At 63.5% G+C, this 21,386-nt stretch carries 20 protein-coding genes; 13 read left to right on the forward strand and 7 right to left on the reverse strand.

Annotation, left to right across the window (positions count from 1 at the left end):
• Positions 1-154 precede the first annotated feature (154 nt).
• From ACVWZM_RS18800 to ACVWZM_RS18815, 4 genes are all read left to right on the forward strand, one after another.
• Positions 155-1,534 (forward strand): hypothetical protein, encoded by a 1,380-nt coding sequence (locus tag ACVWZM_RS18800; RefSeq protein WP_456854197.1) that lies wholly within the window; start codon positions 155-157, stop codon positions 1,532-1,534.
• A 264-nt stretch (positions 1,535-1,798) separates the two neighbouring features.
• Positions 1,799-2,257 (forward strand): hypothetical protein, encoded by a 459-nt coding sequence (locus tag ACVWZM_RS18805; protein ID WP_028343759.1) that lies wholly within the window; start codon positions 1,799-1,801, stop codon positions 2,255-2,257.
• A gap of 156 nt (positions 2,258-2,413) precedes the next feature.
• A complete protein-coding gene (locus ACVWZM_RS18810) occupies positions 2,414-4,153 on the forward strand; it encodes a type I secretion system permease/ATPase (RefSeq protein WP_456854199.1) in 1,740 nt (579 codons plus the stop codon).
• Positions 4,150-5,622 carry an HlyD family type I secretion periplasmic adaptor subunit gene (locus ACVWZM_RS18815; RefSeq protein WP_456854201.1) on the forward strand — a complete coding sequence of 491 codons (1,473 nt, stop codon included), beginning with the start codon at positions 4,150-4,152 and terminating at the stop codon, positions 5,620-5,622. The genes ACVWZM_RS18810 and ACVWZM_RS18815 overlap by 4 nt, the downstream gene beginning before the upstream one ends.
• Before the next feature lie 15 nt (positions 5,623-5,637).
• Here the strand turns inward: ACVWZM_RS18815 and ACVWZM_RS18820 are convergent, their stop codons facing one another.
• The 3 genes from ACVWZM_RS18820 to ACVWZM_RS18830 form a co-directional block, all read right to left on the reverse strand.
• Positions 5,638-6,408, reverse strand: coding sequence for a response regulator transcription factor (locus ACVWZM_RS18820; RefSeq protein WP_057021302.1), 771 nt, complete (start codon positions 6,406-6,408; stop codon positions 5,638-5,640).
• A 206-nt stretch (positions 6,409-6,614) separates the two neighbouring features.
• Entirely contained in the window at positions 6,615-7,211 is a 597-nt protein-coding gene (locus ACVWZM_RS18825) for a hypothetical protein (protein ID WP_456854203.1), read from the reverse strand.
• Positions 7,212-7,411: 200 nt separating this feature from the next.
• Entirely contained in the window at positions 7,412-8,176 is a 765-nt protein-coding gene (locus tag ACVWZM_RS18830) for a Crp/Fnr family transcriptional regulator (protein ID WP_057021301.1), read from the reverse strand.
• 201 nt (positions 8,177-8,377) lie between these two features.
• Between ACVWZM_RS18830 and ACVWZM_RS18835 the strand changes: the two genes are divergently transcribed.
• Together ACVWZM_RS18835 and ACVWZM_RS18840 are read left to right on the forward strand one after the other, a co-directional pair.
• Complete coding sequence (locus ACVWZM_RS18835) at positions 8,378-8,752, forward strand: response regulator (protein ID WP_229191914.1); 375 nt, start codon at positions 8,378-8,380, stop codon at positions 8,750-8,752.
• A gap of 92 nt (positions 8,753-8,844) precedes the next feature.
• Entirely contained in the window at positions 8,845-9,966 is a 1,122-nt protein-coding gene (locus ACVWZM_RS18840) for a hypothetical protein (protein ID WP_456854205.1), read from the forward strand.
• 22 nt (positions 9,967-9,988) lie between these two features.
• On the opposite strand, the gene ACVWZM_RS18845 is transcribed toward ACVWZM_RS18840, so the two are convergent.
• From ACVWZM_RS18845 to ACVWZM_RS18855, 3 genes are all read right to left on the reverse strand, one after another.
• Positions 9,989-10,921 carry an N-acetylmuramoyl-L-alanine amidase family protein gene (locus ACVWZM_RS18845; RefSeq protein ID WP_076835004.1) on the reverse strand — a complete coding sequence of 311 codons (933 nt, stop codon included), beginning with the start codon at positions 10,919-10,921 and terminating at the stop codon, positions 9,989-9,991.
• Positions 10,922-11,296: 375 nt separating this feature from the next.
• Positions 11,297-12,859, reverse strand: coding sequence for an alkaline phosphatase D family protein (locus ACVWZM_RS18850; RefSeq protein ID WP_456854207.1), 1,563 nt, complete (start codon positions 12,857-12,859; stop codon positions 11,297-11,299).
• Between the two features lie 182 nt (positions 12,860-13,041).
• On the reverse strand, positions 13,042-14,445 hold the full coding sequence (locus ACVWZM_RS18855) for a TAXI family TRAP transporter solute-binding subunit (RefSeq protein WP_229160558.1): 1,404 nt from the start codon (positions 14,443-14,445) through the stop codon (positions 13,042-13,044).
• Between the two features lie 211 nt (positions 14,446-14,656).
• Here ACVWZM_RS18855 and ACVWZM_RS18860 point away from each other — a divergent pair, with 211 nt between their 5' ends.
• Both ACVWZM_RS18860 and ACVWZM_RS18865 read left to right on the forward strand, forming a co-directional pair.
• A complete protein-coding gene (locus ACVWZM_RS18860) occupies positions 14,657-14,962 on the forward strand; it encodes a 4a-hydroxytetrahydrobiopterin dehydratase (protein ID WP_057021297.1) in 306 nt (101 codons plus the stop codon).
• A gap of 91 nt (positions 14,963-15,053) precedes the next feature.
• Positions 15,054-15,431: a YkvA family protein gene (locus ACVWZM_RS18865; protein WP_057021296.1), complete on the forward strand. Its 378-nt coding sequence runs from the start codon at positions 15,054-15,056 to the stop codon at positions 15,429-15,431.
• Between the two features lie 355 nt (positions 15,432-15,786).
• Here ACVWZM_RS18865 and ACVWZM_RS18870 read toward each other — a convergent pair whose 3' ends face one another.
• Positions 15,787-16,767, reverse strand: coding sequence for an NADPH:quinone oxidoreductase family protein (locus ACVWZM_RS18870; RefSeq protein ID WP_057021295.1), 981 nt, complete (start codon positions 16,765-16,767; stop codon positions 15,787-15,789).
• A gap of 105 nt (positions 16,768-16,872) precedes the next feature.
• Here ACVWZM_RS18870 and ACVWZM_RS18875 point away from each other — a divergent pair, with 105 nt between their 5' ends.
• From ACVWZM_RS18875 to ACVWZM_RS18895, 5 genes are all read left to right on the forward strand, one after another.
• Positions 16,873-17,709: an SDR family oxidoreductase gene (locus ACVWZM_RS18875; protein WP_057021294.1), complete on the forward strand. Its 837-nt coding sequence runs from the start codon at positions 16,873-16,875 to the stop codon at positions 17,707-17,709.
• A gap of 154 nt (positions 17,710-17,863) precedes the next feature.
• On the forward strand, positions 17,864-18,457 hold the full coding sequence (locus tag ACVWZM_RS18880) for an invasion associated locus B family protein (protein WP_057021355.1): 594 nt from the start codon (positions 17,864-17,866) through the stop codon (positions 18,455-18,457).
• A gap of 125 nt (positions 18,458-18,582) precedes the next feature.
• Positions 18,583-19,797, forward strand: a complete 1,215-nt coding sequence (gene rlmN / locus ACVWZM_RS18885; protein ID WP_057021293.1) for a 23S rRNA (adenine(2503)-C(2))-methyltransferase RlmN — start codon at positions 18,583-18,585, stop codon at positions 19,795-19,797.
• 118 nt (positions 19,798-19,915) lie between these two features.
• The gene (locus tag ACVWZM_RS18890; protein ID WP_076834963.1) at positions 19,916-20,416 is read left to right on the forward strand and encodes a hypothetical protein; all 501 of its coding nucleotides are present in this window, start codon (positions 19,916-19,918) and stop codon (positions 20,414-20,416) included.
• A gap of 157 nt (positions 20,417-20,573) precedes the next feature.
• Positions 20,574-21,356, forward strand: a complete 783-nt coding sequence (locus ACVWZM_RS18895; RefSeq protein ID WP_076834962.1) for a phosphatase PAP2 family protein — start codon at positions 20,574-20,576, stop codon at positions 21,354-21,356.
• Positions 21,357-21,386 lie beyond the last annotated feature (30 nt).

Below are 21,386 nucleotides of genomic sequence, written 5' to 3' on the forward strand. Positions count from 1 at the left end.
CGCGCCAGAACGGATATAGCCGATGTTACGGCGTCCATCCGAAGCGCTATATCCGAACTGACGGCTGGGCTTTCGACCTTACCAAGATGACATTCTGTCCGGAGTGCAAAACCCGTCCCGATTGCGCGGAGCGATTGCGATGAGGAAGGCTACGATGGATTTTTCGCGGATGTCGGACGGGATCCGGCTGCATCACGCCTCTCATCGCGACGATGGGCACGATGGTGACGACGAGTCGGGTCCGGCACCGAGCAGCCCGTTTGCAGGGCTCGATGCGCATCCCGCGACGGCGAATTCCCCGCCTTATGACTCTGGCCCGGGCCAATCCGACCATCCCACCGCGTCGGGGGTCGACACGTACGGCCACGTCGGCAACCACACTGCGGCGAGCCTGGATGCTTCGGCAACGAAGCCTGCTGCCGGCGCATCCCATTCCGCGACGGGCATCGCTTCGATCGAGAGCGGGGCGAACACCGCCGGGAACGGCGGAGACGGTTACTTTTACGGAGGTATCATTCACGCATCCCTGTTGATCTATGAACCGATCAACATTTCGGTGAGTTTGGGATACGGCTCGGCCGCCGTGGCCAACCAGTCGAACGATTTGAATGTCGATCAATCCGCCTTTCAGATCGCCGGCGTCGGCGGACATGGTGGGAATGACAACCTTGCATCGGGAGGCAGCATCAGCGCTTCCCTGGGCTCCGGCGTGATCGGGAGCGGCGACAACGGCGCCGGAAACGGCGGCAGCGGCCATTTCTCGGGTGCGTTGGTGGACGCTCCCGTGGTGATCTATCATCCGATCAATATTGCGGTGGCGAGCTCAGGCGGCACGGCCCATGCAAGTCAATCGAACGCAGTCGACATCGATCAATCGGCCACGCAGATCGCGGGCGTCGGCGGCAGTGGCGGAAATAGCAATGTGGCCTTCGGCGGCAGCATCATCACGCTCGACCCCAGTTGGGGATCAAGCAACGGAGGAAGCGTCTGGGACGTTCAAACGGGCGGGAGTCAGGCCGGCAATGGCGGCGACGGCGCGTTCCACGGGAGTCTCGTGCATTCCTCGATCTTGGTGTACGACCCGATCAACATCGCAGTCGCGGGCTATGGCTCCAACGTTCATTCAGTCCAGACGAATGACGCCAACGTGGATCAATCCGTAGTTCAGATCGCCGCTATGGGCGGGCACGGCGGCAATGGCAACGCCGCGACGGGCGGCCATGCAAGCCTTCTTTCCCACGGCTTGTGGGGCGGCTCCGACACCATTGCGACCGGCTCGAACGGCGCAGGCAACGGCGGCAACGGCTATTTTGCCGGCAGCCTGATCGATGTCAGCGTCGCGATCTATGCACCCATCAATATCGCAATCGCGGGGCCCCATTCGACGGCCGTGGCCGATCAGGTCAACAACGTGCACATCGACCAGAGTGCGGTCCAGATTGCCGGACTTGGTGGGGACGGCGGCTACGGCAATCTCGCGCTGGGTGGCGATCTTTCCGCCCATCTTCTGTCCGATCTTCACCTGTTGGCATAGCGAAACATCGAGCCGCTCGCGCAGGCCGGTCGCAAGGTAGCGGACTCCCTGCGCATGCAAATCTCGCGCAGGGGCGCCTCCCGATGTTTCGAGCTCCGATGTTGCTCGACGAATGTCATACTTTCGTACGTAGGTCGACCAACCCGGATGGTGTCCGATTTGACATCTATCGGCAGCGCGCATCGCCGGATCAGACTCGCCCGTGCGCGTCCGCCTGATCGGGATGGATGATGCACGACAGCCAACACAAGGACGGAGGCTCAAATGTTGCCCAAGGCGATCAGCATCTCGGATTCGATCGAATTCAAATCGATCAACACCGGTGGTCAAAGTGTCGGAAATGGCGGCGACGGTACCTTCAAGGGAGCTATCATCAGCAAGCCGACCCTCAACTTCGATCCAACCAACAAGGCAGAAGGCGCCGATGTGCATGTGAACACCGGCGACCACGTCACTCAGACCGCAGATTGGGACGCCGGCGGCGCAAACGCGACGGCCTCGGTGTTTGCGAAGGCCCATGGCGGAAGCGCCGAGTCGAACGGAAGCCAGAAATCCTACAGCGGCCACGATACCTCCAAGGTATATGCCAATACGGATGCCACTCAGATCAACAAGCTCGCGGTGGACCAGCACCAGGAGGTCCTGGCCGGCATCGGCGGCAATGGCGGAGACGGCAACGCCGCGCTGGGTGGAGAAGTGAGCTTCCACCTCGATACATTCTGACCATCGGCTCGTCCGACCACGGCGGGACCGGCGGCCATTGCTGCCGGTCCCGCAGTTCAAGCCGATGCCCGCCGATGCCCTGCCGATGCGCTTCTTGGCAGCTCGCGTTGGCCGTCGGGCAAGTGCGCCGGACTCCGATTTCAGGCGGTGACGATCATGCTGATGCCGCCCATTCGGTTGCCTGTCCTGCCGCAGATCTCGACGCCACTGCACGCGGCCCTTTGGTCCTGTGCGGGACCGCTTGGTCTCGTATTCGCGTATAGCTGCAGCTACAACCTGCTTTTGTTTGCGCCCTCCATCTACCTTCTTCAGATCTACGACAGGGTGTTGTCGAGCCGGAGCGGCGACACGCTGCTCCTGCTCACGCTCATTGTCGCGATCACGGTCGTGGTCGGCGGCGTGTTCGATGCCTTGCGGCGCGCTGTCCTGGGTCGCCTTGGCGCCTGGCTCGACGATCGGCTCCGTCCCTGCGTGCTTTCGGCCAGCCTCGAATCCGCGTTTCGCAGCGATTGGACGCGGGCGTCGGACGCCTATCGGGATCTCACCGCGCTGCGCCAGTTCATCGATTCCGGCGCATGTCCGATGCTGTTCGACGCACTCTGGGCGCCCCTGTTCCTCCTGGTCCTCTTTCTCATCCATCCCCTGCTTGGCGTGGTAGGCGCCTGCTGTGTGGCTTTCCTCTTCGCTCTCACGGTTGCCGGAGATCTGGTTACCGAGGACGTTCTGCTCAGATCCGGCGCCGCGCTGTCCAGAAGCTACGGCCGCCTCCAGGCCGCCGCAGGCAACATCCATATGATCCGCGCCATGGGAATGCTCGATAGCGCTGCGCGCGCGATCTATCATGACGCGCAGCAGGCACGCAGAGAGCACGATGTGGCAGTCCGGCGAAGCGAGATCGTGATGCTGGTCACCAAGCCGGTCCGCGCGCTGTCGCAGGTGTTGATAATGGGGGCTGCCGCGTGGCTTGTCCTCGAGCACGGAAAGAGTCCGGCGATCATTTTTGCTTCGACACTGATGTTCAGCCGCGCGCTCGCGCCGGTCGAAAGTGCGATCGCAGGCTGGAAGTCACTCAGGACGGCCGTGAGTGCCTGCCAGCGGCTCGGCGCGGTTCTCGCCGCGTCCCCCGCCGCCGCCGGACGGCAGGATCCGGAGGTTTCGCAGCGGCAAGCGTCGAGCGGTCTCGTTGTCGACAACGTCGGCGTGAGGCTATCGGGGACCAATCACCTTCTGCTGAACGGTGTCTCGTTCACGCTCGCGAGCGGAGAATGTCTTGGCATTATCGGTGCGTCCGGGTCAGGCAAGTCCCTGCTTGGCCGGGTGATTGCCGGGCTGTCGACGCCAACTCATGGCTGTGTCCTGCTCGACAATACCGACGTCTCGCTGCTTCGCGAGGGCCTAAGCGGTCACCGTCTCGGTTATCTCCCCCAGGACATCGACCTGCTCGGCGATACGATAAGCGATATCATCGCACGGCTTGATGATGCCGATCGGCGGAAGGTCGTGGAAGCGGCCAAGCTGGTCGGAATTCATGAGGCGATCATGCGCCTGCCGCACGGGTACGACACGGTGGTTCACCGTGAAAAATCCTTCTCGCGCGGATATCGGCAGCGCCTCGGTCTTGCCAGGGCCTTTTTCGGCGGTCCACGCCTGATCGTTCTCGACGAACCGAATGCCAGTCTCGATTACGGGGGCGAGCGAATGCTGCTGGACGCTATCGAGCGCATGAAGCTCGCCGGTGTCATCCTGGTCGTCGTCACTCATCGTATGGGTCTCCTCGCAGCCACAGACAAGATTGCCATTATGGAAGAGGGGGCGGTCGTCGCTTTCGGCGACAGCGAGGAAATCTTCGAGCGGCACCTGAACCGACCCCAGGTTACATCGCGGATTGCGCCATGATCCGCAATCCTCTCACCATCTGGAAGCTTCCCACGATATCGAGGCTACCCACGATCTGGGACCGGCTCGTGCGAGCGCCGGCAAGCCCCCCGCTCGCCGGACGGCTCGGAGTCGTGGTTACCGCGATCGACGATTTCGAGCCCCTCGAATATCCATGGTGTGCGACCCCGACACCCATCTCTCCGCGTAGACGGCTTCGCGGTATCACGCTGGCGGGCAACCTGCTGGTGCTCTGCTTCATGCTGGGGCTTGGCACATGGGCGTGCCTCGCGCCTCTCGAGAGCGCCGCGATCGCTTCCGGCGTCGTGGAATCAGAATCGAGCCGCAAGACGATTCAGCACCTGGAAGGCGGGATCGTCAGGAAGATCCTGGTTGCGGACGGCGATATCGTGCGAAGCGGACAGACGCTGATCGCGCTGGACGACACACGGCCCGGTTCGGAGGTGCAAAGCCTTCAAGGCCAGTTGTGGGATGCAATTGCTCGTGCCGCACGGCTTCAGGCCGAGCAGCAGAACTTCGAGAGCATCGCAATCCCGAGCGCGCTGGAACAGGACAGCAAGCGAAATGGGGTGGCCGCCGCCGCGGTATCGGCGCAGCAGTTCATTTTTCAGGCGCGCCGGCAGGTTCATGAGTCGCAGCTTGCGGTCATTCGCGAACGGAGGCTTCAAGTCGAGAGGGAGATCGAAGGTCTCAAGGCTCAGCAGAACGCCACCGGGCAGCGGGTCGACATCGTCCGGGAAGAACTGGATATGGTCACGACGCTCGTGAACAAGGGACTCGAACGGCGGCCGCGGCTTCTGAACCTGCAACGTGAACTGGCCGACGTTGAGGGTCGCCGCGGCGAGATCACCGCGCAGATTTCTCGCGCCGGGCAGGTCATCAGCGAGCAGCAGGCCACATTGTTCAAGCTCGAGAGCGATAGGCAGAGCGAGATCGCACAGTCGCTTCGTGAAGCACAGAACCAGATGTTCCAGCTCCGCGAGCGGTTGCTTGCGGCCAGGGACCAGCTATCGCGAACGGAGGTGAAGGCGCCTGAGGACGGCGTGATAACCGACTTGCGGATTCACACAGCGGGCGGCGTCATCGGGGCGGGTGCTCCGCTCATGGATCTGGTGCCTCGGCAAGACCGCCTCATCGTGACCGCCCGCCTGAGGCCCGAGGACATTGATGTGGTTCATCCCGGCCTCAATGCCGAGGTGCATCTCGTGCCGTACAATCAGCGTCGCGTACCGCGCCTGAAGGGAAGCGTCGTGCACGTATCGGCAGACCGGCTACTCGACAAGCGTACCGACCAGCCATACTACGCGACCAAGATCCGGATCGACGACGCGCAGATCGCCGCAAACGACTTCCAGATCGTCCCCGGTATGCCGGTTCAAGTGTTCATCACCACGGGGCGCGGTACCGTCGCACTTTACGCGCTCAGGCCCCTGCTCGACAGCTTCCGCGGTGCATTCAGAGAGGATTGATCCCGCTCAGTGTGACTAGGTCTCCGGCATTGGGGCTGTGCCCGGGTCGTGATCGCGATTCTGCGCGAGCGACCGGCCGCGCCAGCGGAGGACCGCTTCCGTGCGATTGTGAGCGGCACATTTCCTCATGATGTGCTGAATGTGCATTTTGACGGTGCTTTCCGAGAGCTTCAATTTGGCTGCGATCAGCTTGTTGGGCAGGCCGAGCTCCAATTCCGCCAGAACGTGCTGCTCTCGAGGCGTGAGACCGCTCCTGTCGATGGCCGCCCTGGCTGCCTCGTTCATCAGATATGCGGACGCAAGCCCGCGCGCGTCCGGCGGATCGAAACCCGGCATCCTGTTCATCTCGGCGACCGGCAACGGCCTGTAGACGCCGCCGACAAGAACAAGGCGCAGGCCGGCTATGACGACCTCGATTGGTAGCGAGGTGGGAAGAAAGCCGCGAACACCCCGCTGCATCGCGGCTTGCGCGGTCGGTTCGTCGTCATGGTTTGACAGGATTGCGACGGCGGCATTGGGACAGTGCTCGGCCACGAAGGCGAGATCGTCCTCGACCGAGGGATCGCCGATGGGCTTGTCCGCGATGCTCAGCAGCACCAGACGAACGTCGCGGGTTGACATGCAGTCCAGGCCTCGGACCGTTGCCATGTCGAGGATCTCGAAGTCGGCCAATTCCCGCCTGAGGACGTTAAGAATACATGTGCGGGGCAACAGGTGCGGCTCGATGATCACCAGAACCGGTACGTGAAGCGCTCCATTGAGCCGTTTTGAGGTTATGTCGTCCATGATTTCCTCGGAATGAAAAGAATTTCTGCGACAGTCCCATCGATCCGTATTGCGCATTTACCGTTGCGGCATTCATCCTGAATGCATCATCACGCGCAGCCCCGACATCAGGATCGCATCCATTGCGGGATAGCCTGGCGCCTCGGTGGGAAATTCTTTCCGCTCAAATCATTTGGACGCGCGCCGTGGCGCGGTCGACGCATCCCCTATTTGCAGATATTTCGATACGCCGTTGACGCCGCCGACCCCGACTTGCCGTCGACGACATACGCTTCATCCTCCTTCACAAGATACAGAAACGGCCTCCCTCCAGTCTCTCCGCCCCACGCACTTCTTCCTTTCACGCGCCCGCAAATCGTATCCACGGCGCGTCCGAACGTGTTCTTTCGCATGGCGCGCTTCATGTCGCTGAATTCGGCCGATCCCGGATCCTCTATCTGCGCTGCAATCGTGACCTTCGCTTTGGTGAGGACAGGATCTGCCATGTCCGCGGCGTGTTCGGGTGTCGGGACGTTGATCCTCGTCCGCGGGGACGCCGCCTTGGCGAGGTCGGGCGGTCCGTGTTTCTTCGATGATGGTCTCCTGCCGGATCTTGCCGGGGTTGCAGAATTCGATTTGACGATCGCAGGCGCAGGCGCAGGCGCAGGCGCTAACGCCGCCGGCACTGGCTCCGTGGGTCGGGCGACTGCAACCTTGTCGAAACAGGGTCTTGACTCACACCCAAGGAAATCCCCTCGGGAAGGCGCGAACCAGCCAAAGCCGATCAGGATTCCTGCCAGCGCTCCGACAAAAAGCAGTCCCATCCGATTCCCCTCCTCGGGAGCTCGGCTCGCACTCATAACTAGGACTAATTCCGCGCTGGTAATCCTATCTGTTGCGCAAAAGCGTTAAGCGCTCATTAAGCGCGCGGGGTTGGGGCGATAGGACGAACCCCTACGGCGATGTCGGGTTCAGCGTCGGCTTCCGGAAGCATGGCGGATGCGACGAATAATGAGTACACACCCTAGTTCTGCGGGTTATCCTCGCTTGGATACACGCCGCGCAGCACTTCCTCGAAATGATCCTTGACGGCGTCGTTGCACAGGCAGGAGCGCTGCCGCAGCTTGTCCGCGTCGCGGATCACGATCGCGCCGCGGCGCGTCTCGAGCACGCCTTCCGCCTTGAAGTTCTGGATCACGCGGCTGGTGTAGCTGCGGCCGACGCCGAGCAAAGTCGAGAGCTGTTCATGCGTGAGTGGCACCATGCCGTTGCCATTGGTGCGCTCCATCGCCGAGATGATCCATTTCGCCGCGCGCTGCTCGATCGAGTGGATCGCATTGCAGGCGGTCGACTGAAAGATCTGCGCCAGCATACAATCGGCATAGCGCGCGAAGATGTTGCGCACGGAGATCGACGTCAGCTTGGCGGCGTCGAGCTTGCTGACCGGCAGCCGCGCGAACGGGCCGCCGAACTTGACGGTGATGCGGGTATAGGCCGGCAGGAAGCCCTGGCTGACGATGCCGCCGACCGCGCCCTCGCGACCGACCAGGATGGTCTCGACATCGCGGCCGTCCTCATTGGGCACCATGTAGGACGCAAGGCTCGGCCCGCATGGAAAATGCACGGTCTGGACGTCGTCGCCGGGATTGTAGAGCAGATCGCCGGCCGCGGCCTCGACCAAGGCAAGGTGCGGCGCGATCAGTTCGTAATCGGCGGCGTTCAGCCGGCGCAAAAGATTGTTGAACGGCCGGTCACTCGTCCCGGCCAACTCGGTCCGTTTCGTGATCATTGGAAATCCTGAGAACCCAACGCGGACCATAATCGGAAAGTTCCCGGATTTATGTTCACTAGTGAACAGACGCGGCAGCCCGCGATGTGATGGGTTTCACCTCGGGAACAGCCGGCGTGCTTTCAGGCGCCGGTCGCGGGCCAATCCGGCCGGACTGATCCGGTCTTTCATCCATGCTTTAAAAACGGAAACTGGCACGCCATGGACTTCACCCCCAATGCCGGCACGCCCGGTGACGTCCTCGTGGTTGAGGACGATCCGATCATCTCGCTCTATTTCGAGGACACCATCCTCGGCTTCGGCGCTCGGACGGTGCGCACCGCCACGAACGTCGCCCGGGCGCTCGAGCTGATCGCCGAACGCGCGCCGGATTTCGCGCTGCTCGACGTCGGCCTCGTCAGGGGCGAGAAGACGTTCGCCATCGCCGAGCGGCTGGATGCGCTGAAGGTGCCGTTCGCGTTCGTCACGGGCTATGGTGCGGACATCCGGCTGCCGGCATCGCTCGCCGACAAACCGCGGCTGACCAAGCCGTGCTCGAGCGAGGCGCTGGAGGCGGCGCTGCGAAACGGACGTTGACGCATTGCCGGCTTCGGCCTCGCCGTCGGCGCGTTCGTCGTCTACCATCCAGCCTGTCGGATTCGGTGACGCAAGCGCTTCGGGAAAGCGTCATGGTGGTCAGGATATTTGCCGCGCCCGCAGCCGCGCTCGCTCTCGGGCTGCTGCCAGCGCCGCCGTTCGGCTCGGCCGTCGTCGGTCGCTTCGTGTCGCCAGCTCTCGCTACGCCGGCCGCACTCTCGAGCGAGCAATCGGCCGCGCTTGAGACCTACGACAAAGCCCTGAAGGGCTTCGAGTCGATCCTGCGCCAGCGCCGCGCGCAGATCGATGCCAATCAGCCGCTGCCCGACTTGCCGGGTCAGGCGATCTATCTGGCCCGTGTCGAGATGATGAGCGCCTACAAGGACCTCACCGATGCGCTTCCGTCCAGGATCGGTAGGCCCAACAGATTCGGAATCCCTCCGGCCTATTTCGACGCCGACAAGGAGCCGCTGCTCGATGAGTACCGGAAGCTCTTCGACGTCATGGAGGCGCCGCCCGCCGGTGCGCAAACATCCGATACACCATTCAAGGACGTGGTCGATCTGGCGACGGTGATCGCGCGCGCCAAGGGTCTGGATGCCGCCGACGCCGCCGTCGCGGGCCGTATCAGCCTCGGCCTCTTCTTTGCCGAGACGAACGGCAAGCAGAATGCGGGCAATGCGCGGTCGAACACCTACAAGGGCAGCTTGCAGACCGGTCCATCCGAAGATCGCAACGGCAGAAGCAAGTGGGCAGCCATCAAGAAATCGATCGAGGTCCTCGATCCTGCACTGAGCCGTCGCGACGACCGGGAAGAGGCGCGGGTCGGCAACCTCGACCACAGGTTCAATCACTGGACCGCCGTGCGGGACGGCCTCATGAACGCACACGCCGAACTTTTCCCGCAGGTCGCGGCGATCCAGAAAGCGCTGCCGGACCCGATCGATCAGATGAAGGTCTTTGAGCTGATCCAGATCATTCCCACGCCGACCAGAGCAGCGCTCAAATCGGGCAACCTCGTCGGCTACAGAATTTCCGATCCCAGGATCATGCGATATCTGCGCAACAACAGCGTCTTCGCGTTCGGACGGGCCGACCGGGCAAGAACATCCGCGACCTTCCGCGAGATCCTCGATGCGATGTGGTTGTTCAACGCCAAGTTCGAGCAGGCGCTTGCCAAGTTCAAGGAGATCAAGTCGGGCAAGCCGGGCTGAGGAGGAGTTGATCGCTCGGCCGTCAGGGTGGACCGAGCAGCGCCCATCGCGGCTCGCAGAATTCCTTCACGGCGGAAGCAACGCTGCTGCTGATGAGGTTTTGGCGCTCGGGCGAGTCCATCTCGCGTTCCTCGTCCCGGTTGATGATCGAGCCCGCCTCCAGCAGGATCGCGGGCATCGCGGTCTTTCTCAGCACGATGAGTTCATCATTGCTGTAGACGCCGGTATCCTTGTTCAGCAACGGGTGCTGGTAACGACCCATGATGGCCTGGCTGTATTGCTCGGCATAATGCAGGCCCTGGGCCTTCATTTCCCCGGCGACCAGTTCGGCGAACCGGAGGCTGGTCTTGAAGTCCGGATTGTCCCGGGAGACGAACACGGAGTAGCCGCTGAAGCGGTCGCTGAAGTGGCTTTTCTTGCCCTCGAACTCCCAGTCCTCGAGCATCTTGTTGGGCACGGAGTCATGGTGGATCGACATCAGCAGATCCGCGTGCAGATTGTTGGCGGCGGCGACCCGCTTGAAGAGGCTCGGTCTCGCTTTGCCTTCGGTCAGTAGCAGCCTGGTTTCGGTAAAGCCTTCGGCCTTCAACCTCTCCTCGATCAGCCGCGCAAGGCGCAGGTTGAAGGTGAACTCGGCGACATTCCGCGCGCTGATCGCGCCTTCCGATTGCGCGGTATGTCCGACATCCAGCACGATCCGGAACGTCGCGGGATCGCATTTGGCAGCGGCCGGCTTGAGAGCCGAAAGCGGCAGGGTGACTGGCCCAAGGGCGGCCAGCCGCATGGCGCGGTGCCTGGGCGGAGCGCGGTGCCTTGCCAATTTGGCAGCCCTTGTCGCCTTCGCGCGCTTCGGCGACTTGGCATGCTTGGGTGAGCTCCTGAAGAGATCGGGCAGCCAGCCGGCATCGCTGACTTCGATCGGCAGCAGCGCGAACACTGCGATCGCGACGACCAACAAGCGGCGAGGCCGAAACCTCGCAACGCTACCACTGAGCACGCGAAAGAATTCGCAGCGCCTCATGCTCCGCCCCTCCGGGCCCCCAGCATAACGGCTCTGACATCGGTACCGGAAGAGGCCGGGGAGGTCCATCCCCGGCAATCGCGTTGCCTCGCCTTGGAGGCAAGACCGTCAGGACAAAGAGCCCGGTTCCGTCGTGGCTGTGACCGAACTAGTGTCCCGAATCCGAAGTTCGCATCATTTGCCGCACCTTCGGAGCGAACTTCGGATTCGATAAGGACACTAGCAAACTTATGATTCTAGTGTGCTTTATGAATGCGAAGTTCGTGAAAGTGGCTGCCGCGAAATCGCACGAACTTCGCATTCAGCACACTAGACCGGCTTCGGGTCGAGCGTGATCGCGCACAGCTCGGCGTCGACGCGGTCGCGCAGGCTCACCATCATCTGCCCGCTCTTGCCGTCGATCTTGACGTGGCCGAAGAACTGCATGCCCGCCGACGGCGGCAGGTTCTGGTTGCCTTCGCCCGGCGCCTTGATGAACTTCACCTCGGGGCCGAAGGTGTTGTCGAGCTCGTTCGGACCGAACGTGCCGGCATGCAGCGGGCCGGAGACGAATTCCCAGAACGGATCGAACTCCTGGAACTGGGCCTTGTTCGGGTTGTAGTAGTGCGCGGCGGCGTAATGCACGTCGGCGGTCAGCCACACCGTGTTGACGATTCCCGCGGTCTTGATGAAACGCAGGATGTCGGCGATTTCGAGCTCGCGGCCGCGCGCCGGGCCATCGCCCTGCGCAAAGGCTTCCGAGCCCTTCTTGTTGGCGGCATCGTCATAGACGATCAGCGAGAGCGGCATGTCGGAGGCGATCACCTTCCAGGTGGCGCGCGAGTTGAGCAGCGCGCGCTTCAGCCAGGCCATCTGGTCCGGGCCGATGAAATAGGCGTCGGGGCCGTACTGCTCCTGCAGGTTCGGGCCGTTGGGGCCGCGATAGCTGCGCTCATCGAGCATGAAGACGTCGAGATGCGGACCGTAGCTCAGCGTGCGATAGACGCGGCCCGGCTCGACGATGCTCTCGCGCATCGGATACATCTCGTGGAAGGCCTTTGCCGCGCGCGCCGCGAGCACGGTGATGTCGCGCTCCTTGTAGGCCGCCGGCAGCTGTTTCGACAGCGACCAATTGTTGGTCACCTCGTGATCGTCCCACTGCACGAAGATCGGCACCTCGGCATTGAAGGCGCGGACGTTGTTGTCGAGGAAGTTATACTTGTGGGCGGCCCGGTATTCGTCGAGCGTCTCGGCCACCTTCGCCTTCTCGGGTATAGTGACGTTCTTCCAGATCTCGCCGTCGGGAAGCTTCACCTCGGACGGGATCACGCCGTCGGCGTAGATCGTGTCGCCGGAGTGCAGAAGGAAATCCGGAGCGTGCTTCTTCATCGCGGCGAAGGTGATCATGCCGCCGTCGTCGGGATTGATGCCCCAGCCCTGGCCGGCGACATCGCCGCCCCACACGAAGGAGACGTCGCGGCGGTCGCTCGGCGCGGTGCGGAAGCGTCCGACCACCGGCTCGCCGACGATGTCGATATGGGCGAGGTCGCGGAAGCGGACGCGGTAGAAGATGTCCTGGCCGGAGGGCAGGTTCTCCAGCAGCATCTTGGCGGTGAAGTCGCTCTCGGGCAGCGCCGCGATCGGCGGCAGTGTATGGGCGTCCTTGAACGATTCAGTGGTCGCGACCTCGACCATCATCTGCGCCGGCCGGTCCGCACGCGCCCACACCACGCCGCCGTCGACGCCGACATCGCCGGACTGCACGCCATGGGTGATCACGGGACGGTCGGCGGCGCGCGACAGATAGGGCATCGCAATCACGCCGGCGCCGGCCGCAGCCGCCGTGGAGAGAAAGCGTCGGCGGGTGAGATTTCGCGAGAACCGGATCGTCATAGGGAGCCTCCTCAGGTCACAGCGACAATGCGCCGCAGGCGCGCCAAGACCTAGAAAAATTCCATGACGGAGAGATTACAGCGGCGGGAGTGCGGGACGTAAGGGAAGCGCATCTGTCAGGCTCCCTCTCCCGAGTGCGGGGGGAGGCAAGGGGGATTTGCGGATAAAGATTGGCGGCGCCCCTACGCCGTGCCCGCCGCCCTGAACTGCGTCGCAGCCCGTTGCAAATTCTGCGGCATGCTGAACAACAGCGCCTTGCGGTCGGCGACGGCGTTATGAAGCTGCTCGAGCGCGATGTTGAACGCGGTCAGCGTGCCTTCCTCGATCGCGCCGTGCTCGAAGCAGTCCAGCGTGTGGCGCAGGATGTCGTCGGCCTCCGCCTGCATCTGGTCGAGTTCCTCGATCGAATCGCTGTGCCGCGCGGCTTTCAGCATCTCCAGCAGGCGTTCGCGCTGCGAGGTGTTGGTGTTGCGCTCGTCCTGCTTGAGATAGCCGGCGAACCACGCACCGGCCGAGCCCATCGCCGAGAACGCCATCAGACTCCACCAGATGTAGTCGCTGTAGCGGTCGAGGAAGGTTTTTTCCTCGCCGTCGACAAACGCGGCGGCGCCCGGATGCACCGGAATGGTGGCATCCTTGTCGGTGTCCGGCGTCTCGATCTTGGCGGCGAGCGGGAAATCGGTCTTGAGCGACTGCCGGATCGCGAACAATTGCCGCGTGAATGCCGCGACCGTCGAGTCCGACAGGCCCTTCCGCGCAACGATGTGGTGCGAGAAGCTGATCGTCTTCACCTCATCATCGGGCCGGTCAGCGGAGCCGAGCGAGCCGGCGGGGATTTCCGCGGCCTCATAGGCCGGATGGTTCTGCGCGATCGCCTCGGAGGCGTCGATCGCAAGGAAGCTGGGCTCGCCGCCGTCGCGGACCGACGCCGTGATCGCATCGATCGTGATCTTGCTGTTGGCCGGGCCGACGGCGAGATAGGCGTCGGCCTTGAGGTTCTTGATCGCTTCCGCCGCCTCATTGGCCGGGAATTGAACGATCTCGACCTTCATCGGGTCGACGCCGTATTGCGTCAGGATCAGCTTCAGCAGATTGACATTGGCCGGGGTGCGGCCGACGACGCCGATCTTGCGGCCGGCAAGCTGCGCGATCTTGGTGATCCGCGCGGATTTCCGAACCTTGCCCTTGGCGGGCGGAACCCACATCACCACGACATTCTTGCGCAGGGTCGCGACCGCCTGGGCATTCTTCGGCACCTCGAGATCGCCGCGGATGATGGCGAGATCGGCCTTGCCGTCGGCCAGCGTCTGGGCGCTGGCAGTGGCGCCCTCGGTCTGCACCGGCCTCAGCTTGACCTGGGTGTTCTGCTGGTTGTTGAAGGCCTGCGCCAGCGCCTGCACGACCTTGACGTCATCGCTGTTGGCAGGACCGACCGCGATCCGCAGCGTCACCGGACGCACGGCGAAATAATAGCCGGCCAGCAACGTGCCGATGATGGCCAGCGCGCCCGCGATCAAAACGAACATCAGCCGCCGCTTTGCCGAACGCAGCGGCTTGGGCGACATGCTGGCGGAGCCGTCTGTCATCGATCTCGCAAACAATCGTCGGGGCTCAATCTCGCAAAACTACCAACGCGCATACATCCTCTATGTGTAGCAAATTACTGAACGGACAGATGTTACAACTCCGTCATGGTTACCAGCGGCGATAGGACGCGATTTCGGCCTTAATTTGGGCGTGGATCCCGTCCCGGAGGCCGGTTGTTAGGCTAAAGTCGGCGTCAAACGGGAGGTTACCATGGTCGAACGGCTGTCAGCGGAGGCGAGGAAGGCCGCCCTTTGGGAACTGGCCGGCTGGTCGGAGGCGTCCGGCCGCGAGGCGATCGCCAAGACTTTCGTGTTCAAGGACTTCAACGAGGCCTTCGGGTTCATGGCCCGCGCCGCCCTGGTCGCCGAGAAGAGCGACCATCACCCCGAGTGGAAAAACGTCTACAAGACCGTCGAGGTGGTGCTGTCGACCCACGATGTCGGCGGGGTGACCAAGCGCGATATCGACCTCGCCAAGGCCATGAACGCGATCGCAAGGCAGCTTGGGGTCAATTGACTCCGGCGCGTGGAACCTTGCGCGGGTCCGCCGATGTCCCCAGATTCGCATCGTCCGCCGCCGAACTGGCGCGGCGTCGAGGAACCTTGCGATGACATCGAGCGAACCCGGCGTGGGATTTGGGCCTGCCGATCGGCTGGCGCAGGACCCCGAAAGCGTGCGCCGCCGTTTCTGGATCAAGTTCAAGAAGGTGGTGGCGAGCCTGCCCTTCGCGGAGGACCTGCTGGCCGCCTATTACTGCGCCTTTGACCGGCAGACGCCGCGCCATGTCCAGGCGGCGCTGCTCGGGGCAATCGCCTATTTCATCCTGCCGTTCGATTTCGTGCCCGACATGCTGCCGATCCTCGGCTTCACCGATGACGCCGCAGTGCTCGCAACTGCGCTCCGCATGGTGGCAAGCCACATCACGCCGGAGCATCGCGATGCCGCCCGCGCCGCGCTGAAGCGCGGGGTGCCGGAAGAGGAGTGAGATCTGCCTTCTCCTTCCCCCTGAAAGGGGGAAGGTCGGGAAGGGGGTCAGCAACAGGCGACGCTGCAAGCCGGCAGATTTGATCCCCACCCGCTTTGCTCTCGCGAGCAAAGCGACCTCCTCTTTTCAAGGGAAGGTTATGATGCATCCCGGATTTCGCTGCGCTCCATCCGGGCTACGAAACTTTCGATCCGTCATCCTGAGGAGCGCGAAGCGCGTCTCGAAGGATGTACGGCCACCAGCGGGGCCGTCGACCCGTCGAGACGCGCGCAAGAGCGCGCTCCTCAGGGTGACGGAGACGGTAGGGAGCGCCATGGTAGTCCGTTCGGCTCCTTCCGGGCTGCGCAATCTCGGTTCAGCTTCCCGGATGCAGGATCACCTTGCCCATCGCCTTGCGGCCGGCGAGCACCTTCAGGGCTTCTGATGTCTGCGACAGCGGGAAGGTGCGGTCGACATGCGAGGAGATCTTGCCTTCCGCGGTCCACTGCACGAGCTTCTCGAGGTTCTTGCGGTTCTTGTCCGGATTCTGCCGCGCCCAGGCGCCCCAGAACACGCCGCGGATATCGCAGCCCTTCAGCAGTGCGAGGTTGAGCGGGATCTTCGGAATCTCGCCGGCGGCAAAGCCGATGACCAGGAAGCGGCCTTCCCACGCGGTCGAGCGCAACGCGGCTTCGGCATAGGCGCCGCCGACCGGATCGAACACGATGTCGGCGCCCTTGCCGTCGGTCAGCTTGCGCAGGCCCTCTTTGAGATCTTCCTTCGCATAGTTCAGCGTCAGCTCGGCGCCGTGTTGCTTGGCGAATGCCAGCTTCTCGTCCGACGAGGCGCAGGCAATCACCTTCAACCCCATCAGTTTGCCGAGCTCGCACGCAGCAAGGCCGGTGCCACCGGCGGCCCCCAGCACCGCGAGCGTCTCGCCCGGCTTCGGGCTCGCGCGATCTTCCAGCGCATGCAGCGCGGTGCCGTAGATGATGATGATGCCGGCGGCGCGGTCGTAGTCGAGATTGTCGGGAATCTTCACGATCGAATTCGCCGGCAGCGCGATCTTGTCGCGCGCGCCGTTGTGGCCGCAGGATGCGACGACGCGATCGCCGACCTTCAGGTCAGTGACGCCGGCGCCGACGCTTTCGATCACGCCGGCAACTTCGGCAGCCGGCGAGAACGGGAACGGCGGCTTGATCTGGTACTTGCCCTGGATCATCAGGATGTCGAAGAAATTCAGCGCCGCCGCCTTGATCGCGATCACGGCTTCGCCGGGAGCCGCCACCGGATCGGGCACATCAGCCAGCACGAGATCGTCAGGTTGACAGTATTGCGAGCAGAGGATGGCTTTCATGGACACACCTGAGTTTCGGACGCAGAAAGAGCTGCAAGATCTTGGACTACAAGCTTCATGCCGGATTTGCGGCGGAGCGACAATACAAAGCGGAGGGATCAAACTATGTTTGAAAAAGGCCTGCTAGCAAAAAAGCGCATCCTGATCACCGGCGGCGGCTCCGGCCTTGGTGCTGCGATGGGCTACCGCTTCGCCGAACTCGGCGCCGAATTGATCATCTGCGGGCGGCGCGAGGGGCTGCTGGAGGAAACCGCAGCAAAATTCCGTAGCGAGCTCGACGCCAAGGTTTCCATCGCGCGCTGCGATATCCGCGACGGCGCAGCGGTCGAAGCGATGATGGATCAGGTCTGGCAGGACGCGCCGATCGACGTGCTCGTCAACAATGCTGCCGCAACCTTTATTGCGCAGAGCGAACATTTGTCGTTCCGTGCGGCGGACGCGATCCTCGCGCCGACACTGCATGGCACGATGTACTGCACGCTCGCCGCCGGCCGCCGCTGGATCGACGGCAAGCACAAGGGCGTGGTGCTCTCGATCCTGTCGACCTCGACCATCACCGGCCGCGCGTTCACGGTGCCGTCCGCGATGGCGAAGACCGCCGTGCTGGCGATGACCAAGAGCCTGGCGGTGGAGTGGGGCCCGAAGGGCATCCGCACCGTCGCGATCGCGCCCGGCGCGTTCCCGACCGCAGGCGCGACCGGACAGTTGCGCCCCGAAGGGCGCGGCGAGAGCTGGGCGCATCGCAATCCGCTCGGCCGCGCCGGCGAGCATTCGGAGCTCGCCAATCTCGCGACCTTTCTGATCTCGGATCAGGCCGGCTACATCAACGGCGAGATGGTGGTGCAGGATGGCGGCTCGCACTTACGCAGTTCCGGTGCCGAGGACCTGCTGCAATGGACCGATGCGCAGTGGGAGAAGCAGCGCGCTGCGCGCGCCAAGTGATAACGCGTCGCGATTACGCGCCCGACGGTGAGCGGCGTTCGCCTTTCGGCCTAACTGCCTTCCCAAAAAAGCGTTTCCCGGTTATCCATCCGAGCCGGCGGAGGGGAATCGCCGGGCCATCTTGCAGTCACAATGATGGGGGAACCAGTTGGCCGTGCGGCAGATTCTGACATCACTGGTTGCTTGTATCCTGGGCGGGTTCATCACCCTCGCGCCGGCGCAGGCCGCGCCCAAGAAGGATACGGCCAAGGAAGCAGCCAAGCCGGCGCCTTCGGCCGCGGCGGCTGCGGCCGGCGGCGCGGAGCCGACGCTGATCGGCCAATTCGGGACCTGGGGCGCGTACACGGCATCGCCCAACGGCAAGAAGGTGTGCTTTGCGCTCGCCAAGCCGTCGTCGTCGAAGACCAATCCGGCGAACCGGCCGCGTGATCCGGCCTATGCCTTCATCTCCACCCGTCCGGCGGAGAAGGTCGTCAACGAAGTCTCGATCATGATCGGCTACACGGTGAAGCCGGGCTCCGAATCGACGCTTCAGGTCGGCGGCGGGACCTATGCGATGTACACGCAGGGCGACGGCCTCTGGATCAAGAATGCGGCCGAGGAGGAGCGGATGGTGGAGTCCATGCGCAAATCGGCCGAACTGACGGTAAAAGCCGTCTCGGCCAAGGGCACCGAGACGACAGACACCTTCTCGCTGAAGGGCCTGGCGCAGGCGCTCGACCGGCTCGGGCAGGACTGCCGACGCTAGAGCATGATCCGGAAAAGTGTGAAGCGGTTTTCCGGAAAGATCATGCTCTAAAAATCGACTTAAGGCCTGAAATCGAGGTATTCGGTGGCTTTCCAGCACCGGCTGGAAGGCCTATTTGAGGTTTCATGACCGACACCGTGACCACCCATGCCGTCTCCGGCGCCAGCGCGCTGGTCGAGAAGGTTCCGCTCGAGACCTACGTGCCGCCGGCCAAGCCGTCGCTGATCGGGCTGTCGCGCGCCGAGATCGCCGATCGCCTGGGCGAGATCGGGGTGCAGGCCGGCCAGCGCAAGATGCGCACCCAGCAGCTCTGGAACTGGATGTATTTCCGCGGCGCCAAGAGCTTTGCCGAGATGACCAACGTCTCGAAGGACATGCGCGCCGAGCTCGAGAAGCATTTTACCGTCGATCGTCCCGAGGTGGTCGCCGAGCAGATCTCCAATGACGGCACCCGCAAATGGCTGCTGCGGCTGCCGAGCGGCGACAAGGTCGAGCGGCCGCACGAGGTCGAGTGCGTCTACATCCCCGAGACCGATCGCGGCACGCTGTGCGTTTCCTCGCAGGTCGGCTGCACGCTGAACTGCGCATTCTGCCACACCGGCACGCAGCGGCTGGTGCGCAACCTCACCGCCGGCGAGATCGTCGGCCAGGTGATGGTGGCGCGCGACCGGCTGAATGACTGGGCCGACCGCGAGGACGGCACGCGCCGCGTCACCAACATCGTGATGATGGGGATGGGCGAGCCGCTCTACAATTTCGACGCGGTGCGCGATGCGCTGCTGATCGTCGCCGACAATGAAGGCATCGGCATTTCGCGCCGGCGCATCACGCTGTCGACCTCGGGCGTGGTGCCGAACATCCAGCGCACCGGTGACGAGATCGGCGTGATGCTCGCGATCTCCTTGCATGCGGTGCGCGACGAGCTGCGCAACGAGCTGGTGCCGCTGAACCGCAAATATCCGATCAAGGAATTGCTGCAAGCCTGCCGCGATTATCCCGGCGCCTCCAACGCGCGGCGCATCACCTTCGAATATGTGATGCTCAAGGGGGTCAACGATTCGCTCGATGACGCGAAGCTCCTGGTGAAGCTGCTCAAGGGCATTCCGGCGAAGATCAACCTGATCCCGTTCAATCCGTGGCCGGGCACCGCCTACGAATGCTCGGACTGGGAGCAGATCGAAAAATTCTCCGAATACATATTCAACGCCGGCTACTCCTCGCCGGTGCGCACGCCGCGCGGCCGCGACATCCTCGCCGCCTGCGGCCAGCTCAAGTCGGAGACCGAAAAGCTCTCGGCCCGCGAGCGCCAGGCGCTGCGCGCGATGGCGATGACGGATTGAGTGTGACGCCCTCCATGCAATCCGTCATTGCGAGGAGCGAAGCGACGAAGCAATCCATGCCTCGGCGAGCTGCGAGATGGATTGCTTCGCTCCGTCGCAATGACGGGGAGGTCGTAGCATGGCCCTGATCGGCCGCCTGTTCGTCGTCGCCTTCGGCTTCCTGATGGCCTGCTTCGTGGCAGGGATCATCGTGGTCGTCGCGGTGCTGTATCCCGAGATCAGCGATTTCGGCGGGCAGATCGACCAGAGCGCGATCAACGTTGTGCTCGGCTTCGGGTTCATCTTTATCTCAGGCTTTGCGCTGCTGCCGGCGTTGATCGTGGTGCTGATCACCGAGGCGTTCTTCATCCGGAGCGTGCTGGCCTATGCCGTCGGCGGCGCGATCGTCGGCGCGGCGTGCTATCTCGGCCTGGTTCCGTTCGATCCCGACATGATGCAATTCCATGGCATCGTGCGCCGGCACATGGAGATCATGACCGGGGCCGGCATCGTCGCGGGCCTGGTCTACTGGCTGATCGCCGGCCGCACCGCCGGCGCCTGGCGCGAGCCGGCGCGACCGTTGCCGCCGCCCCCGCCATTGCCGTCGCAACGGCGGCCGCAAACACCGCCGTCATCCTGAGGAACCGTGCGCAGCACGGTGTCTCGAAGGATGGGCCGCAGCAAGACCGCATCCTTCGAGGCTCGCAAGAGCTCGCACCTCCAGCGACAACGGCGAAGCCGTTGCGCGGGGATGACGTCACTTCCCATGCTCATCCGCCTCGGCTAAACCGCGCGCCATGAACCGGACCGGACTTTTCATTGCGCTGGGGCTGGCGCTCATCATCGGCATCCTGTTCGGGATCTATCCCGAGCTCGACCTGAAGCTGGCGGCGCTGTTCTACGATGTGGCGCAGAAAACCTTCCCGCTGAAGCTCGACGCGGTGGCGTCGTTCGCGCGCGATGCGGCGATGTGGATCGCCTGGGCGCTGGTGCTGCCGGCGATCGTGACCATCGTCTGGAAATTCATCCGCCCGGACCGGCCGATGCTGATGTCCGGCCGCGCCGCGGTGTTCCTGCTCACCACGATGCTGCTCTCGGCCGGCGTGCTCACCAATTTCACCTTCAAGAATTATTGGGGCCGGCCGCGGCCGGTGTTCGTGACGCAGTTCGGCGGCGACCTGCAATTCATGCCGTGGTGGGACCCGCGCGGCGGCTGCCCGCGCAACTGCTCGTTCTTCTCCGGCGAGGGCGCCACCGCGTTCTGGACCTATGCACCGGCGGCGCTGACGCCGCCCGCGTGGCGGCCGCTGGCCTTTGCCGGGGCCACCGTGTTCGGCATCGTCACCAGCGGGCTTCGCATGGCCTTTGGCGGCCATTTCTTCACCGATGTGGCGATCGCGGGCCTGGTGTCGTTCTTCACGGTCTGGCTGTTCTACGCGCTGATCTACCGCTGGGCAGCGACCCGGCTGACTGACGCCCAGGTCGATGCCGCGCTGACGCGCCTTGCGATGCCCGGCTACCGGTGGATGCAGCGCTGGCGCCGGGGCGGCAAGGCGGCGTCCAGCCAGACCGAGGCCTGATTTGGGCCTGATTAAAGGCGTGCTCAGCGT

The sequence above is a fragment of the Bradyrhizobium sp. USDA 4501 genome (genome assembly GCF_054062115.1).